This is a genomic window from Campylobacter sp. LMG 17559 (genome assembly GCF_024723605.1).
In the GTDB taxonomy this organism is placed as follows: domain Bacteria; phylum Campylobacterota; class Campylobacteria; order Campylobacterales; family Campylobacteraceae; genus Campylobacter_D.
The window spans coordinates 1-16,263 of sequence record NZ_JANQCZ010000005.1 but is presented as its reverse complement, the minus strand read 5'-3'; the positions used below and the strand labels follow the sequence as shown (position 1 = coordinate 16,263).

The following is a 16,263-nucleotide window of genomic DNA, read 5'->3' as shown; positions in this document are numbered from 1 at the left end:
CTAGGCTTTACTTTTTTCTATTTCTTGAAGTGCTAGAATAAGATCTTTTAAATTTTCATAAGGAATATGAACTTTCCAATCTATTCCATTTTCTTTTTTTAAAGCCACACCTATACTTAAGACATCATTACTTCCTATACCATAAGGATTAGAAAGATTACAAAGACTTATTTCTCCACTTTTGCTACCATGTAACTCTATAGTTTTAAATACTTTTTTACTCATGTTTATCCCTAAAAGCTGTGATAATTTTTGCTTGAAATTTCAACCAATCTTTTTGAAGCATAATAGGAAAACCACCATAAACCCTAGCACCTTCTAAATTTTTAGTGACCCCACCTCTTGCGGCTATGGTAGCAAAATCTCCTATTTCTAAATGCCCACTTGTAGCACTTTGTCCACCCATAGTGACATTTTTACCTAAAATACTTGAGCCTGAAATTCCACTTTGAGCCACTATAAGACAATTCTCCCCTACTTCACAATTATGCCCTACTTGAACAAGATTATCAATCTTTGTGCCTTGCTTTATGATAGTACTTTCAAAAACCGCTCTATCGATAGTCGTACAAGCTCCAACTTCCACAAAATCTTCTAAAATAACATTTCCATTATGATAAATCTTATAATGCTCGCCATTTTTTGTATGCGCATAACCAAAACCATCACTACCTATAACACAATTTGCCAGTAAATGACATTTTTTACCTATTTTAGTATCATTATAAATCACAACATTTGGATGGATTATAGTATATTCACCTATACTTACATTATCGCCTATATAAGCACCTGCCATTATCACCACATGATCAGCTATTTGGACATTTTCGCCTATATAAACATTTGGCATAATCTTGGCACTTTTGGCAATTTTAGAATTTTTCTTTTCACTAGAGATTAAAGGTTTGGCAAAAAGCTTACTTAAAAGCGCAAAAGATAAATGTGGATTATCAACGACTAGCTTAATGCAATCTTTTGAAACTAAATTTTCAAATTCTTTGGAGACTAATATAGCCCCAGCTCCACTACTTGCAATTTTTTTAGAGTTTTTTTCTCCATCACAATAACTAAGTTCAGTAAAACTTGCATTATTTAATGAATTTAAAGCTGTAATTTCTATATCATCTCCACAATATTCTATGCCTAAAAATTTAGCAATTTCACTAATTTTCATTTTACCTCCATTAAAATAGAACCACTTCTAACTACACTAATAGGATTATACTTTTTCATGGTTTTTAAAAAGTTATCGATATTTTTTGCATTATCACTTGCCATTACTATAATAAACTCATCATCACTATAAGTCACACTGCCATTATAAGCTTTTAATATAGCATCTAAGCCTGCAAAATTTTCATTTAAAGCAATCTTTACCAAGGCTGTTTCTTTTTCTATAAAATCACTAGAATCAATTACTTTATAAGTAGGTATGAGTTTATGAAGTTGTTTAATAATTTGCTCAAAAACTTTTTCATCGCCTAAAGTAACGATATTTATCCTTGAGAATTCTTTATCATCAAGTGGTGCAACTGTAAGAGATTCTATATTATAACCACGCCCTGAAAAAAGCCCAACAACACGTGATAATACCCCATGCTCATTTAATACAATGACAGAAATTACTCTTCTTTTCATTTTTTATCCTTGTTTTTATAACTAGGTAAAATCATATTATAAATAGCTCCACCTGCAGGCACCATAGGTAATACATCTTCATAACGATCTATAGCTATATTTAAAACACAAGTTTTTTTAGATTCTAAAGCTGCTTTGAAAGCTTTTTGAAATTCTTCTTTGTTAGAGACATTGCAACCCTCGCAATAAAAACCTTTAGCAATAGTAATAAAATCAGGTTGACTTGTTAAATCTGTATTAGAAAATCTTTCTTTATAAAACATACTTTGCCATTGTCTTACCATGCCTAAAAAAGAATTATTTAAAATGATATTAATCACTTTAATTCCATAAGCACTTGCTGTCATTAGCTCTTGTATATTCATTAAAAAAGAACCATCGCCTACGAAATTTACCACCACTTCTTCACCCACAGCTAATTTAGCTCCAAGCGCAGCTGGTAGAGAATAACCCATAGTTCCTTGCCCACCGCTTGTTGCAAGTTGTCTTGCATAATTAAAAGGATAAAATTGCGCTACCCACATTTGATGTTGTCCCACATCAGTAATTATCCTTGCATCAGGAGCTAATCTAGCACATTCTTCTATAACCCATTGAGGTTTTAAAACTTCATCACTATCTTCATAGATTAAAGGATATAACTGCTGATATCTTTGTAAAGTTTTAAACCATTCTTGGTATTTTGTATTATCAAAACTTTCTTTTTTTAATTCTTCTAAGGTATCTAAAATAACACTTTTAATATCCCCAACTATAGGAAAATGCGCTTCGATGATTTTAGAAATAGAGCTTGGATCTATATCAATATGAACGATTTTTGCACCCTTAGCAAACTCACTTGTTTTACCAGTAATCCTATCATCAAACCTAGCGCCCACAGCAATGAGCAAATCACACTCACTTAAAGCAATATTTGCACAATAGCTCCCATGCATACCTGCCATTTTTAAATTAAGCTCATCATCACTTCTTAAAGTCCCTAAAGCCATCAAGGTTTCAACTGCAGGAATTTGACAAAAATGAATTAATTCTCTTAATTCATCACTAGCATTAGAAGCTACACAACCTCCACCTAGGTAAAATAAAGGTTTTTGAGCATTTTTAATCAAACTTACTAATTTTTTAATTTGCTTAATATTTCCTTTATAGGTTGGCTTGTAAGTTTTCATAGAAATTTCTTTAGGATAATGCCATTTACCTATAGCTGCAGTAACATCTTTAGGTATATCAATATGCACAGGCCCTTTTCTACCTGTTGTTGCAATATAAAAAGCTTCTTTTAAAATTTTAGGTAATTCTTCAATATTTTTTACTAAATAATTATGTTTTACGCAAGGCCTTGAAATACCTATAGCGTCGATTTCTTGAAAAGCATCGGTTCCTATTAAAGAATTTGCAACTTGAGCTGAAATTAAAACTAAAGGTATAGAATCACTATAAGCAGTAGCTAAACCTGTAACTGTATTAGTAAAACCAGGTCCACTTGTAACTACTGCCACACCAACCTCACCACTCATTCTAGCATAAGCATCAGCACTATGTAAGGCTGCTTGCTCGTGTCTAACTAGAATGTGTTTAAAATGAGTTTGCTTATAAATTTCATCATATATATTTAAAGCCGCACCACCAGGATAACCAAAAACTACTTTAACATTTTCTTCTTTTAATGCTTCACAAATCATTTGCGAGCCATTTAGCTCTTTCATTATTTTACCTTTTTGCTTAAAATGGAAAATATTATAACGATAATTTAATAAATATTATTTTATAAGGAGAGTTTCTTGAAAAATCAAGAAACTACTTGTGCTTTTTTAGCGTATTCTATACCTAAATCAAAAGCTTTTGCATTTGCTTCTTTAGTTTTTGCAGGTACCATGTCAAGCATAGTTTGTTTTAACGCATCAATATCAATACATTTGCTCATATAAGCAGCTATAGCTAAAGCAACAACTGATTGAGTAGCTACATTACCTACTTCTTCTTTAGCTATAGTAATAATAGGAATTTCAAAAATTTTCCATCTAGCATAATCTTCTTTGCTTGGATGAACTAAATTTGGCTCTACAACTATAACTCCACCATCGCAAACACCATCTTTGAAACCATGATAACCCTTATCAGCAGTTGAAAGCATAAAACTAACTTCACCTTCTACTGCATAAGGAAAAAAGATTTCACTTTCATCAATGATAATATCAACCTTAGTTGGTCCGCCTCTAACTTGAGAAGTATAAGTAGAAGCTTTAAAAGCATTGCGCCCTTCTTTAATGGCAGCTTTAGCTAAAATTTCACCTGCAGTGATAACCCCTTGTCCACCTTCACCGCAAAATCTTAATTGATATTTCATTTTAATGCTCCTAAATCAACCATTCTTTTTTCTTTCAAGGCTCTTCTAACTTCTTCATAAGCTTCACAATATTCTGTCTTGCTTTCATCTTGATGCAAAATTCCTGTAGGGAATTTATCTGCTCTTTGCTTATAATCTAATTGTTCAAATTTAGACTTATCCACACAACGATTTTTAATCCAATCAAGCATACTTACAGCTTCACCCATTTTATTTTTTCTACCAAGATTAATATGGCAGTTTGAAAATACATCTACAAAACTATAACCTTTGTGTGATAAGGCTTTAAAAATGATATTTTCAAGTTTATTTGCTTCAATAACATTTGTTCTTGCTACAAAAGAAGCCCCAGCAGCTTTAGTAAGTTCACAAGCGTCAAAATTTGGATCAATATTACCTGCTTGAGCAGTAACAGTGTAAAAGCCTTGTGGAGTAGTTGGTGAAGTTTGTGAGTTTGTAAGACCATAAATAAAATTATTAATTAAAATATGAGTTAAATCTATATTTCTTCTACATCCATGGATAGTGTGATTTCCACCAATTGCTAAAGTATCACCATCCCCACTTACTACGATTACATGTTTTTTAGGATTTGCCAGTTTAATCCCTGTTGCATAAGCAATAGCTCTACCATGGGTAGTATGCACTGTATTACAATTTACATAAGAACTCATTCTACCACTACAACCTATACCAGAAACTAAGCAAACATCATCCATATTCCAACCAAGTTTTTGAATAGCCCTAATAATAGCTTTTAAAACAACTCCATCCCCACAACCCCAGCACCATTGTGTTGGAAGTTTATCCACTCTTAAATATTCATCGTAATTAAAAGCCATTTTACATATTCTCCTTTACTTTAGCAATAATTTCACTTGGGGTTATAGGGCGACCATTTGCACGGTGTAAGCTAATAAAATCATCTCTTTTGCTTACTCTTTGAATTTCTTCTAAATATTGCCCCATATTAAGCTCGCTAACCATAACTTTTTCAAATTTAGATACCACTTGAGCTATTTTTTTCTCAGCTACTGGATAAAGCGTGATAGGTCTAAAAAGCCCTACTTTTACACCCTCTTCTCTAAGTCTTAAAATAGCTTCTTTAGCAGATCTTGCAACGCTTCCATAAGCAATGATTAAAAACTGCGCATCATCACACATAAACTCTTCATAAGTGCAAATTTCATCGGTATTATTTTTAATCTTACCAAACAATCTTTTCATATTTTTATCTACTATCACTCCATCTTCAGTTGGAAAACCTATATCTCCATGATGAAGTCCTGTGATATGATAACGATAACCTTCAAAGAAAGGATTTAGTGTAGCAGCTTCATTTTCCCCTGCCGCATAAGGTTTATAATCTTTTTTATCTCCTGTAAATTTTTTACGGTTAATAATTTCTAATTCTTCTAAATCAGGTAATTTAGCCTTACCATTCATATGTCCTATGGTTTCATCTAAAAGCAAAAATACCGGAGTCATGTATTTTTCAGCTAAATTAAAAGCTCTAATAGTTTCAGTGTAAGCTTCCTCTAATGAAGCAGGAGCTAAAGCTATACTTGCATAATCTCCATGTGTTGGAGCTTTTGCTTGAAACAAATCTCCTTGTGCAACTCTTGTTGGAAGACCAGTGGATGGACCACCTCTCATAACATTTACAATTACTAGTGGAATTTCAGCTATAAAACCCAAACCAATTTGCTCAGCTTTTAAAGAAATTCCAGGTCCGCTACTTGCTGTCATAGACTTAACACCACTCATAGAAGCACCCAAAGCCACACTAATACCTGAAATTTCATCTTCCATTTGTATAAAAGTACCATCATTTTTTGGTAGCATATGGCTTAATTCATGTGCTATTTCAGAACTTGGGGTAATTGGATAACCACCAAAAAATTTACAGCCACAATCAATCGCAGCTTTTGCTACTAAAACATTACCTGTTGATATTACTTCTCTCATTATTTTTCCTATGCGTTTAATTTTTTATATTTATTTTCTTTAACAGCTTGTGCTCTTTCTTTGGCTTCTGGCGTAAGCTTTGCAAATTTAAACTCATCTCTTTTGGCAACAAAAATTGCAAAATCAGGGCAGTGACTTTCACATTCACTACAGCCTATACAAGAATCAGGATGAACCACTTCTATCATCTGTCCTAAAACTGCACTGATTTCATCTCTCATTGCTAAAACTCCAGCTGGACAATAGCTAACACAGATATTACAAGCTTTACATCTTGCTTCATCAACCCAAACCGGTGTATTTTCTGGGGCTACCATTAAAATTCCTTTCTAATTTTTTGTTATTTTTAATGATTTTTTATCAAAAGTTATTTTTAAAACAAACTTTTTATTATAGCGAATTTATAGCATGAGTAAATATTATTTAAAATATAAAGTAAAACAAATAGGTATTTATAACGCAAAGTAACATTAGGAATAAAAAACTCCTAAAAATTATTTATAATTATACTGAATGAGAGAATTTTCTAATGCAATTTGTTCTTGATTGTCTAATTTTAACTCCAAAATTTCAAGCACCCCATCAAGACTTATCCTTGCCATAGCACCAAAAGCTTTTTCTTTTATGCCGTATTCTCCATCTAAAATTACACATATTGGTAAAAATTCTCCACTTTTTAAAGCCTCTATCATCCTCACACAAGCACTTGCAGGGGCTAAATATGCTGAAGTTTTTAAATATTTAATAATTTTAGCACCACCGGTTTTAACTTCTTGTTCTATTTGAGCAAGATCATATTCATTTAAAACCTCATTTAATGCTTTGTTTTGAACTTTACTTTGAGATTTTACTAAAACCATGCTATCATTGTGAAAACCTATAAGCTTAGTATCTATATAAGAAGTTTTTATATTTAGTTTTTTACCCACTTCATATTTAAATCTAGCATTATCCAAAACGCCTGCCATAGCAATGATTTTCTTTGATGAGAATAATTTACTTTCATAAAGAGTATCCAGTAGAAAATCTACAGGATTACTTACTATGATAAACAAAGGATCGTTGTTAAATTTTTTAATATTATTGGCACACTCAAGCATAATTTTAGCATTAATAGCAAAAAGCTCATCCCTACTTTGACCTTCTTTTCTAGCTACTCCCGCACTAAAAACAACCACTTGAGAATCTTTTGAGTGCGCATAATCATCCGTGCAAGTTATTTTAATATCAAAATTAAAAGCAGCTATGCTCTGACTTAATTCCAATTCTCTAGCAAAAAGCAAATCTTTATTAATATCAATCAAAACAAGCTCATCAACCAACTCTCTTAAAATCAAAGCATAAGCAGTACTTACACCAACATTTCCTGCACCTATGATGGTGATTTTCATTTTTACTCCTTTTTGTATTTATTTCACTAAATTAACCGGCAATTCAAAAATATTTTTAATTAAATGATAAGGAAGTTGCAAGCTTTGCGCAATAAGTTGAGTTTTAAACTCAGGGTTTTCTATTGTTCCGCTTAATTTAATTTGCGTACTAATTTGTCTATCTTTGCCTAATATAATTTGATTAATGATAGGAACTTTAGAAATAACCGAACTGGCTGATTTTAACGTTCTAAGCTCTAACAAACCGTCCACTTGATTATTTCTTAAGTTGATTTTAACTTGACCTAGCACATCTGCACTATCGCCATTAAAATTAAGTGCGTCTATCTCAAAAAGATCTTTTTTACGATTAAAACTTATACCAGCATTTTCAACACTAAAGCCTTTTTCATTAAAGGTAGGCGCCTTAAATAAAATTAAACTAGGTATGGTATCAATAAAACTTAAAAGCTGTTGATGAAATTTCAAATCTTTTAAATAAGTATCTTTAAACAAAAACTTACCTTTGAAAAAATCAGTACTATTGCCATCTATATAAAGATTAAACTCACCTTTTTCAAAAACATTTTGACGCATAAAAGTGTTTAAAAAATCATCATCCATTTTTAAAGCTCTAATTTGCATTTGATTTTCTTTAAGCAAAAAATCAAATTTAGATTCATTTCTATTTGCCCAAGCTTTCACATAATCTTTTTTAATTTTAGCGTCAAATTGATCAAAATCTAAGGTTTTATTAAAATCTTTCAAAATTAAATCTATATTTTTCCCACTAATATTATAAGTTGAATTTTCAAGGGTATCTAAAGTATTTTCCGTATCTTGCTGAGAAATTAACAAATTAATATTATTTAAAGTAATATTCACATCATCATTATCTTTTTGTGCAAAAACACTACCGCTTGCACTAGTTAAATTAAAATCATCACCTTTTATTTTTATACTAAAACTATCATATTCATAAGGATTGTTATCTTTATAGAGTAAAAATGATTCAAAAGTAGTATTATTAATATCTACATTAAAATCTTGGAAATTTAAAGTGTTTAAAGATAATTCCCCATCATGCACTTTATTTTTTTGCATTAATTTAGAATAATTTTTATATTTTGCAAGTTTTTCAACAAAAACAGACATACCTTTATCAAAATTTAAAGTTGTAGTAAATTCTTTATTATATAAACTAATATTTTTGTCAAAATCAAGGCTTAAATCAAGAATTTTATTTTCCATTTTTAAGCTCTCTTGTGGTAATTCTAAATTTGTTATAAAGGTTTTAAAATCACCTTTTTTCTGTTTTAAATTAACACTTGCATTAAAATCACCGTTAATCATACTACTTTGCACACTTGCATTTTGTATATCTAGCTTATCTTTTTTTAAAGTAAGATTTGCTTGAGCTATCTTAAAATCACTTATATTTATATTTGAATTAATAATATTAAAACTACCATTATAAGTAGTTTTCTCAGGATGATCAAAAGGAATTTTCAGTGTTAAATCAGTCTTTGTGATACCATTATTTTGTAAAAATGGTAATTTTATATCGTATAAAAGCAAAATTTTATTAACCCTATAATCAGCTCTAGTATTATCACTTTTAATGCGTATATAAATTCCTGCTTTTTCATTTAGCATATTATCTATGTAAATTTGACTTTGAGCTAAATCATAATTATTAAAACGCAATTCATCGTAAATAAAATCAAGTCTTTGTTTTGCAAATTCAAGTCTTACAAAAGGACTTACGATAGGATCTATTCCTTTATCTAAAACTACTTTTAAATTATTTACATAACCTTTAGCGTTGATATCATTTAAATAATATCTATGCTTTCCAAAGTCTGCAAAACCGCTTAATTTTTCTATAAAATAAAAATCAGCCTTTACCTTACCACCCACCCAAAGAGCAAGATTAGAAGGCAAATGCACTCCATTTTCTACTAAAATATCAAAAATTTGCGAAATATTATTTGAACTGATATTTTCTAATTCATAAGCAATCTCTTCTCTTTTGAGTGAAAATTTAACATCACTTTTTAAAAAATCACTATCGATTTTACCTTTAAAAGTATAAAATTTTGTCTTAGGATTAATAAGCAAGGAGCCAATTATGCTAAGATTGTGATCTTTTAAAAGAAAATTATCAATATTAGCTTGTATATTTTTATCACTAATTTTTAAATTCACTTTTACTAAAAGATTTTTACTGTTTACAAAAAATAAATTATTTTTATAAATTAACTCCACAGGATAGTTATTGACAAACATTTCATCAATATTGATTTCTTGAAAAAACCAATAAATATATTTTACATCTTTGATAAGCTGCACAGCTTTACTTGCGCTAGTTTCATTTTGAGTACTTTGACTTTGAGAATTTACTACGACTTTTTTAGCATTTAAAATGAGTTTTTTATCTAATTTAATATATAATTTCTCCAAATTAATAGAAGAAAATTCTAATTTTTCTATGTAAATTCCATTTTTGAGGTAAATAAACAAAGCAATGAAAAGTATCATAGGTAATGCTAAAAATTTAAGAATTTTTTTAATATGTTGTGATTTGATTTTAATTTTTCTTTTATCCATTTTTTATTATCTACTTTTACCTATAAAAACAAACTCTGTAGTTTTTATACCACAAGGTTCTGTTAGCAAGATTATAACGCAATTAGATAAAAATAACTATAAAATGAGCAGTATTGATAAATATACTTTATATTTTTTGGGCCATCCGCAATCTGGCTGGATAAATATAGGCACAAAAGAACTAAATAGAGTTGAATTTTTACATAAGCTTACCGTTGCTAAAGCAGCGCTTGAAACTATTACTTTAATTCCTGGAGAAACGACTGAAATTTTCTTTGAAGAACTAGCACAAAAATTAAATTTAAATGCCAAGACTTTAATGCAGGAATTTTACAAACAAAGTCCTTTTAAAGAAGGTATGCTTTTTCCTGAAACTTATAAAATTCCAAAAGGTATCACAGAAGAGCTTTTGGTAAAATATCTTTTAGCTTATTCTACAAATGAATTTAAAAAACTTTCTTATAAAATTTTTAGAGAATATAATGAAAAAAAATGGCATGAGTATATCATTATAGCGTCCATTATACAAAAAGAAGCAGCGAGCAATGAAGAAATGCCTATAGTTTCATCTGTGATTAGAAATCGTTTAAGAAAAGGTATGAAGCTTCAAATGGATGGGACATTAAATTATGGAAAATACTCTCATGAAAAAATCACTCCACAAAGAATAAGATCAGATAATAGTTCTTACAATACTTATAAATTTAATGGCATACCAAAAGAAGCTGTATGTAATGTTTCATTTGAAGCTGTTAAGGCAGCTATTTTTCCTGCTAAAACAGAATATTTATACTTTGTAAGAGATAAAAAAACCAATAAGCATATTTTTACCTCTACTTTAAAAGATCATAACAAGGCAATAAGAAATTGATTATAAAATTTCTCTTTGGCCTTTTGCATCAGGTTCGCTTAAAACACCTGTTTGTGAAAGTTGTTCTATGATATTTGCTGCGCGGTTATAGCCTATTTTCAAACGTCTTTGCAAATAAGAAATACTAGTTTTTCTATCTTCTAAGATTACAGCCTTTGCTTCTTCATAAAGTTCATCTAAATCCCCATCATCAAATTCACTTCTTTTATAAGCTCCATCTTGGCTATCATCTTTTAAAAAACTCTCATCATATTCTACTACTTGTTGAGCTTTTAAAAACTCTACTATATTTTCAATTTCATTTTCGCTTGCAAAAGGTGCGTGCAAACGCACTAAACCACTCATACCAGGAGGAGTAAATAAGCAATCTCCACGCCCTAACAAACTTTCAGCCCCCATGGAATCTAAAATAACCTTAGAGTCTATCTTTTGCCCTACTTTATAAGAAATTCTACTTGGTAAATTTGCTTTTACAACCCCGGTAACAACATCTACTGAAGGGCGCTGTGTAGCTACGATTAAGTGAATTCCACTTGCTCTCGCCATTTGCGCTAAACGACCTATATAAAACTCTACATCCTTACCCGCAGTCATCATTAAATCAGCCAACTCATCAATAATCACTACAATAAATGGTAAGATTTCACCACCTTGCTCTTTGATTTTTTCATTGTAATTTTCTATATTTTTAGTTTTTGCTTCAGCCATCAAACGATACCTGCGTTCCATTTCAGCTACCATATTCGATAAAGCATTTACCGCCTTTTTAGGATCAGTAATTACCGGTGTAAGTAAATGTGGTATATCATTATAAATACTAAATTCAAGCATTTTAGGATCTATCATCATTAATCTTAGTGTTTTTGGCGAATTTCTATAAAGCAAAGATAAAAGCATAGAGTTAATTCCCACACTTTTACCACTTCCTGTAGTTCCTGCTATTAAAAGATGAGGAAGCTTTTTAAGATCTGTGATGAAAGGATCGCCTACTATATCTTTACCTAAAGCTATAGTTAAAGGTGAGCTAGAATTTTTAAATACCTCACTTTCTAAAATTTCTCTTAAGTAAATCGTATCGATTTTTTCATTTGGAACTTCAATTCCCACTACATCCTTACCTGGAATTGGAGCTTGAATTCTTATAGTTTGAGCTTTTAAAGCCATAGCTAAATCATCTTGTAAAGATAAAATTTTACTTACTTTAACATCTGCCGCTGGACGAAATTCAAAAGTAGTTACAACAGGACCTGTGTAAGTTCTAACTACATCGCCACCTATTTTAAAGCGTCTTAATTTTTCCAATAAATCATAAATTTTTCTATCGATTTCTTCTTCATTTATCTCGCTTTTGCCTTCTTTTGGCATAGTTAAAAAATCTAAAGGTGGCAAAGAAAAATCTTTTGGTTTTTCAAAATTTCCAAAGTCAAGATCTTTTAATAAAGCTTTATTTTCACTCACTTCATTAGCGATAGAATGGTGTGTTTTGTTTTCTACTGCTTCTACTATAGGCTCTTGGGTAATCTCAAATGGAACTTTTTCTTCTTTAACTTCAATTTGTACTTCTTCTACCATAAAAGGACTTTCATAGTTTCTTTTACCTCTTAGCTCTTCTATACTAACAGGCTTAGCAAAATCATCTTCACTAAAATCAAGTTCTTTTACTTCATTTTGCGGGATAAAATCCTCATCTTTAAAATCTTTTACCCCTAAAAAGCTAGTTTTGTTTTGAATTTTTTTAAACTCAGCTTCTTTTTGCGCTTCTATAGCGTTTAATTCTTCAATTTTTTTAAAATCCTCATTAAGTTCTTCTAAAATTTTTTCTTTTTGTAAAGCTTTATACTCTTCTAGCAATTTAGCTTTTTGTAGCATTTGCTCACGCTCTTTAAGCTCTTTGGCAAATAAAGAATTTTCTTCTATCACTTCTTCTTTGTTTTCATTTAAGTCCATATTACGTCTTTTATAACTTGGCTCATCTAAATTTTTACTTTTTAAGGTTTGAGTATAAATATCTTCACTATTGTTTTTATATTTTGACAAATACTCTTCAGGGGTCATTTCATCTTCCTTTATATTTATTTGACTAGCTTTTTGAGCAAAACTTGCGATAGGCTCTGAAAGCTCATGAATATAGCTTGAGCTTAACTTTTTATCCTCTTCGCTAATTATCACTTCTTCTAATTCTTGATTTTTTAAATCTTCAAGATTGAATTTTTTACTTTCTTGAACCTCTTGTTTTGGCAACTCTTCTTTCTCAATGAGTTCTTCTTTTTTTTCTTTGATTAAAAGCTCTTGCTTAAGTTTTTCTTGTTCTTCTTTGGTTTCATTTTCGTATTTATCACCACCAAAAAATCCAAAAATTTTATTTTTAATTAAAGTTTCAAGTTTTAAATAAAAATCAAAATCAAGCTCTATTTTAAATACTTCTTTGATAATATGCGGAAAAGAAATACTAAAAGCAAAAGCTAAAAGCAAAATCACTAAGATTAAACTTCCTATTTTTCCAAAAAGTCCATCTAAAATCACAAACATAGCAGAAGCTATATAACCTTTATCTTGTAAAAATGCTGAGGCAAAAACAAGCGAAGCAAAAATGCAAGTAAAGATAGCTACACTAAATCTACGCTCAATAAGTTCAAAGTTATAATCATTTTTATATAAAAGATAATTAAACCAAAAAAAGACAAAAGGGTAAAATTTAGTCAATGATCCAAATAAAAAATAACTAAGTTTTGCTAAAGAATACCCTATAATACTTACCAAGGCTTGATCGGGTATCAAAGCACTTAGACAAAAATAAAAAATTAAAATATTAAAAATAATAAAAATAGCTTCTTTTTTTATAACACATCCTTTTATAAAGAAAAAAGCTATTATATCAAAAATTATAAGTAGTTTAATAAACTCATTTGAGAAATTTTAGAAGTAGCGGAAAGCATAGCTTGATAAGAAACCATAGTTTGCATAAACATCATATATGTTTGCCCATAATCAGCATCAGTCACACCACTTTTTATAGAAGCAACATTAACATTTAAAAAAGTCATTCTTTTATTTGTTTCTTCTATATTGTTAGTATAAGCTCCTATGGTTGTTTGCATTTTTCTAACATGATCTTGTAAATGATCAATCCTTTCTAATGCGCCTTGTAAACCTGTATTTCTAGGATCACTTCCTTCTGAATCAGCCCTCATGCTACCGTTTAAAACCGCATCTATCATCTCGTCCAAATCTTTAATCAAATCAATATTTGGATCATCGATAGTTAAAGAATTATTTGCACTAAATACAAAACCTGAACCATTGCTTACTTCTCCTGCTGGGGGAAAGCCGCTATTTGAATTTGAATCTTTAATGGTAAGACCTATATTAGTATTAGTTGAAAACTTATCAGTAATACTTATACGACCTTTATAGTCCATACTAACTTCAACAAAACCCTTGGAATCAGCTATGTCTTGTTGGATAGTTTGAAAATCATTATTATTAATAGTTCCGTTTGGATTTGCATTAATAGTTGCTGTAGGAACATTATCGCTTGCAAACATACCTATAATATCATTTAACTGACCATAAGTAATATCTTCAGGTCTTGTTTGCATACCCACTGAAGCTCCTGTTGCTTCATTATATTGAGAATGAGTAATAGGAAAACTTATAGTTTGACCCGGATTATTTGGATCAGGATAACTTACAGTAGAATTTTCTAAATCAATAGTTACGTTATATTTTTGACCGCTTCTAGAAGTGATTTCCATTTGAAGTTGTTGGCCAACCATACTACCATTAGCATTTGCAACGACTTCACTTAATTTTGTACTATCAGTAGCATACTCACTAGTGCCTTTAATCACTTGAGAAACATTTCCAAAAACAGTATTGCCATCTTTTTCAAAAGGCACATCAAAATCAGCTCCATTAGTTTTATTACCATTGATATTGCTTTTTATAAAGTCTGTTTTGTAAATATCGACAGTAAATTGCTTACCTCCCACTTCCACTGTTACTGGACTTTTAGTATTATTTAAATCTCCATTATGTGCTGCTTGCATAATACGATTAGTTACATCCTCCATGCTGATACCTTCAGCTTTAGCAGCATCACTTAAATCTTTAATTTGTTCTGCGTCTTGAAGTTGTGGTGTCATAGCAACTGCATGAAAATCTAAAGAACTACTTCCCTCTTTTAAACTCTTTATTTCTATTTGGCCACTATCATTCAATGCGACCTTAACAACCTCATTTCCCTCTGTATTGCCATATAGCTTTCCAATATTTTCTAAAACATCTTCAATTTTAGCATCAGGATCTATATCCAAAGTAGCTTTAAAACTTGTTCCATCAGGTCTAACGCCTTGAATATACATTGATGAGTGTGGAAAAGGAAGTTTCTCATCATAGCCATCTTCGAAATTTTTATCAGGATCAAGTTTGCCATTTTGAACATAATTTTGGCCTATTAAATACGAAAATTTAGACTCTCCTGTTAAATATTCTTTTTTATCTGGATAACGAGCATCAGTGAAAGAAACATTTGTTGAAATGATTTTATTTATATTTGAATCAGGTTTAAAAAATAAATCCCAACCAGGTATATTATAAGGAATTTGCGTGCCAGCACCACTAACTACAAAAATGTTATCTTTGTTGCCAGTATAGTTTCCATATTTATCAAAAGGCATATTAGCACTATTTGATCCTGCAAACAAATACTGCCCATTAATGCTAGTGTTGGCAATATTTACAATAGAATCTCTCACAAGTTTAAGTTCTTTTGCTATAGCTTCTCTTGATTCTTGAGAGTTACCATCGCTTGCAGCTTTTGTTAAGAGTGTTTTAAATTTTTCCAAAAGTTCGGTGATATTTTTTAAAGCCGTATCTGTGTTTTTTGCTAATTCCATAGCTGATTGAGTTCCTTCAATTACCTGACCTATATTAGCTAGTTCATATTCTAATCTTGAACCATTAATATAAGTATTGGCATTTTCCCAAGAGTGCTGTATAAGTTGACCTGTTTGTAATTGCAAATTATATTTATTAAGTAAAGACTGACCACCCGTGTAGTTTTGTATAGAAGTGTAGTAAGTATACTGGTTACTAATTCTCATTATCTTGCTCCGCAAATAAATTTTTTAATTATTTACAAGCAAAAAAAGTTCCAATTTTAAAGATATTTTAATTTACTATATAAATATTTTTATATTGCTTTAATTTTTTTTTAGTATAATTTTACATTCTATATTTTTAATCTAAAATCTTAAAAAAGCCCGAGTGGTGAAACTGGTAGACGCGCCAGACTCAAAATCTGGTAAGGGCAACCTTGTGTCGGTTCGAGTCCGACCTCGGGCACCATTTGTTTTTTACTCCCAAGTGTTTTTTTGGCAAATTGTATTCAAAATATTAAAAAAGAGTTTTTATTTTAATTAAACAAACCACACCTGCTAAGTCTATCATTTACT

12 protein-coding genes, 1 tRNA gene and 1 pseudogene are annotated in these 16,263 nt (G+C 30.4%); 2 read left to right on the top strand and 12 right to left on the bottom strand.

What is annotated here, in order from left to right:
• The 10 genes from CAMP5082_RS03535 to CAMP5082_RS03490 all read right to left on the bottom strand — a co-directional run bounded on the left by CAMP5082_RS03535 (position 1) and on the right by CAMP5082_RS03490 (position 9,867).
• Positions 1 to 225: a hypothetical protein gene (locus tag CAMP5082_RS03535; protein WP_039618362.1), complete on the bottom strand. Its 225-nt coding sequence runs from the start codon at positions 223 to 225 to the stop codon at positions 1 to 3.
• Positions 218 to 1,177 carry a UDP-3-O-(3-hydroxymyristoyl)glucosamine N-acyltransferase gene (gene lpxD, locus CAMP5082_RS03530; RefSeq protein ID WP_039628355.1) on the bottom strand — a complete coding sequence of 320 codons (960 nt, stop codon included), beginning with the start codon at positions 1,175 to 1,177 and terminating at the stop codon, positions 218 to 220. The genes CAMP5082_RS03535 and lpxD overlap by 8 nt, the downstream gene beginning before the upstream one ends.
• The gene (ilvN, locus tag CAMP5082_RS03525) at positions 1,174 to 1,641 is read right to left on the bottom strand and encodes an acetolactate synthase small subunit (RefSeq protein WP_039628356.1); all 468 of its coding nucleotides are present in this window, start codon (positions 1,639 to 1,641) and stop codon (positions 1,174 to 1,176) included. The genes lpxD and ilvN overlap by 4 nt, the downstream gene beginning before the upstream one ends.
• Positions 1,638 to 3,347, bottom strand: a complete 1,710-nt coding sequence (locus CAMP5082_RS03520) for an acetolactate synthase large subunit (protein ID WP_337205923.1) — start codon at positions 3,345 to 3,347, stop codon at positions 1,638 to 1,640. Before CAMP5082_RS03520 ends, ilvN begins: the two co-directional genes overlap by 4 nt.
• 83 nt (positions 3,348 to 3,430) lie before the next feature.
• Positions 3,431 to 3,988 (bottom strand): 2-oxoacid:acceptor oxidoreductase family protein, encoded by a 558-nt coding sequence (locus CAMP5082_RS03515; protein WP_337205922.1) that lies wholly within the window; start codon positions 3,986 to 3,988, stop codon positions 3,431 to 3,433.
• Complete coding sequence (locus CAMP5082_RS03510) at positions 3,985 to 4,830, bottom strand: 2-oxoglutarate ferredoxin oxidoreductase subunit beta (RefSeq protein WP_337205921.1); 846 nt, start codon at positions 4,828 to 4,830, stop codon at positions 3,985 to 3,987. The genes CAMP5082_RS03515 and CAMP5082_RS03510 overlap by 4 nt, the downstream gene beginning before the upstream one ends.
• A 1-nt stretch (position 4,831) precedes the next feature.
• On the bottom strand, positions 4,832 to 5,956 hold the full coding sequence (locus tag CAMP5082_RS03505; protein WP_337205920.1) for a 2-oxoglutarate synthase subunit alpha: 1,125 nt from the start codon (positions 5,954 to 5,956) through the stop codon (positions 4,832 to 4,834).
• An 8-nt stretch (positions 5,957 to 5,964) separates the two neighbouring features.
• Complete coding sequence (locus CAMP5082_RS03500; protein WP_039668439.1) at positions 5,965 to 6,279, bottom strand: 2-oxoglutarate:acceptor oxidoreductase, delta subunit; 315 nt, start codon at positions 6,277 to 6,279, stop codon at positions 5,965 to 5,967.
• 171 nt (positions 6,280 to 6,450) lie between these two features.
• On the bottom strand, positions 6,451 to 7,347 hold the full coding sequence (locus CAMP5082_RS03495) for a malate dehydrogenase (RefSeq protein ID WP_337205919.1): 897 nt from the start codon (positions 7,345 to 7,347) through the stop codon (positions 6,451 to 6,453).
• An 18-nt stretch (positions 7,348 to 7,365) separates the two neighbouring features.
• A complete protein-coding gene (locus CAMP5082_RS03490; protein WP_337205918.1) occupies positions 7,366 to 9,867 on the bottom strand; it encodes a YhdP family protein in 2,502 nt (833 codons plus the stop codon).
• Here CAMP5082_RS03490 and mltG point away from each other — a divergent pair.
• Positions 9,854 to 10,807 (top strand): endolytic transglycosylase MltG, encoded by a 954-nt coding sequence (gene mltG / locus CAMP5082_RS03485; protein ID WP_337205917.1) that lies wholly within the window; start codon positions 9,854 to 9,856, stop codon positions 10,805 to 10,807. The genes CAMP5082_RS03490 and mltG overlap by 14 nt on opposite strands.
• Here mltG and CAMP5082_RS03480 read toward each other — a convergent pair.
• Positions 10,808 to 12,736, bottom strand: a pseudogene (locus tag CAMP5082_RS03480) (DNA translocase FtsK); the annotation flags it as partial.
• Between the two features lie 953 nt (positions 12,737 to 13,689).
• Positions 13,690 to 15,912, bottom strand: coding sequence for a flagellar hook-associated protein FlgL (gene flgL, locus CAMP5082_RS03475; RefSeq protein ID WP_337205916.1), 2,223 nt, complete (start codon positions 15,910 to 15,912; stop codon positions 13,690 to 13,692).
• A 157-nt stretch (positions 15,913 to 16,069) separates the two neighbouring features.
• Here flgL and CAMP5082_RS03470 point away from each other — a divergent pair.
• A tRNA-Leu gene (locus CAMP5082_RS03470) sits at positions 16,070 to 16,156 on the top strand.
• The last annotated feature ends 107 nt before the right edge of the window (positions 16,157 to 16,263 follow it).

What these genes read in the sequence shown, in the direction of transcription:
- CAMP5082_RS03535 (WP_039618362.1), bottom strand. Translation starts at nt 225, where the DNA reads ATGAGTAAAAAAGTATTTAAAACTATAGAGTTACATGGTAGCAAAAGT.
- CAMP5082_RS03515 (WP_337205922.1), bottom strand. Translation starts at nt 3,988, where the DNA reads ATGAAATATCAATTAAGATTTTGCGGTGAAGGTGGACAAGGGGTTATC.
- lpxD (WP_039628355.1), bottom strand. Translation starts at nt 1,177, where the DNA reads ATGAAAATTAGTGAAATTGCTAAATTTTTAGGCATAGAATATTGTGGA.
- CAMP5082_RS03510 (WP_337205921.1), bottom strand. Translation starts at nt 4,830, where the DNA reads ATGGCTTTTAATTACGATGAATATTTAAGAGTGGATAAACTTCCAACA.
- CAMP5082_RS03520 (WP_337205923.1), bottom strand. Translation starts at nt 3,347, where the DNA reads ATGAAAGAGCTAAATGGCTCGCAAATGATTTGTGAAGCATTAAAAGAA.
- CAMP5082_RS03505 (WP_337205920.1), bottom strand. Translation starts at nt 5,956, where the DNA reads ATGAGAGAAGTAATATCAACAGGTAATGTTTTAGTAGCAAAAGCTGCG.
- CAMP5082_RS03490 (WP_337205918.1), bottom strand. Translation starts at nt 9,867, where the DNA reads ATGATACTTTTCATTGCTTTGTTTATTTACCTCAAAAATGGAATTTAC.
- mltG (WP_337205917.1), top strand. Translation starts at nt 9,854, where the DNA reads ATGAAAAGTATCATAGGTAATGCTAAAAATTTAAGAATTTTTTTAATA.
- flgL (WP_337205916.1), bottom strand. Translation starts at nt 15,912, where the DNA reads ATGAGAATTAGTAACCAGTATACTTACTACACTTCTATACAAAACTAC.
- ilvN (WP_039628356.1), bottom strand. Translation starts at nt 1,641, where the DNA reads ATGAAAAGAAGAGTAATTTCTGTCATTGTATTAAATGAGCATGGGGTA.
- CAMP5082_RS03495 (WP_337205919.1), bottom strand. Translation starts at nt 7,347, where the DNA reads ATGAAAATCACCATCATAGGTGCAGGAAATGTTGGTGTAAGTACTGCT.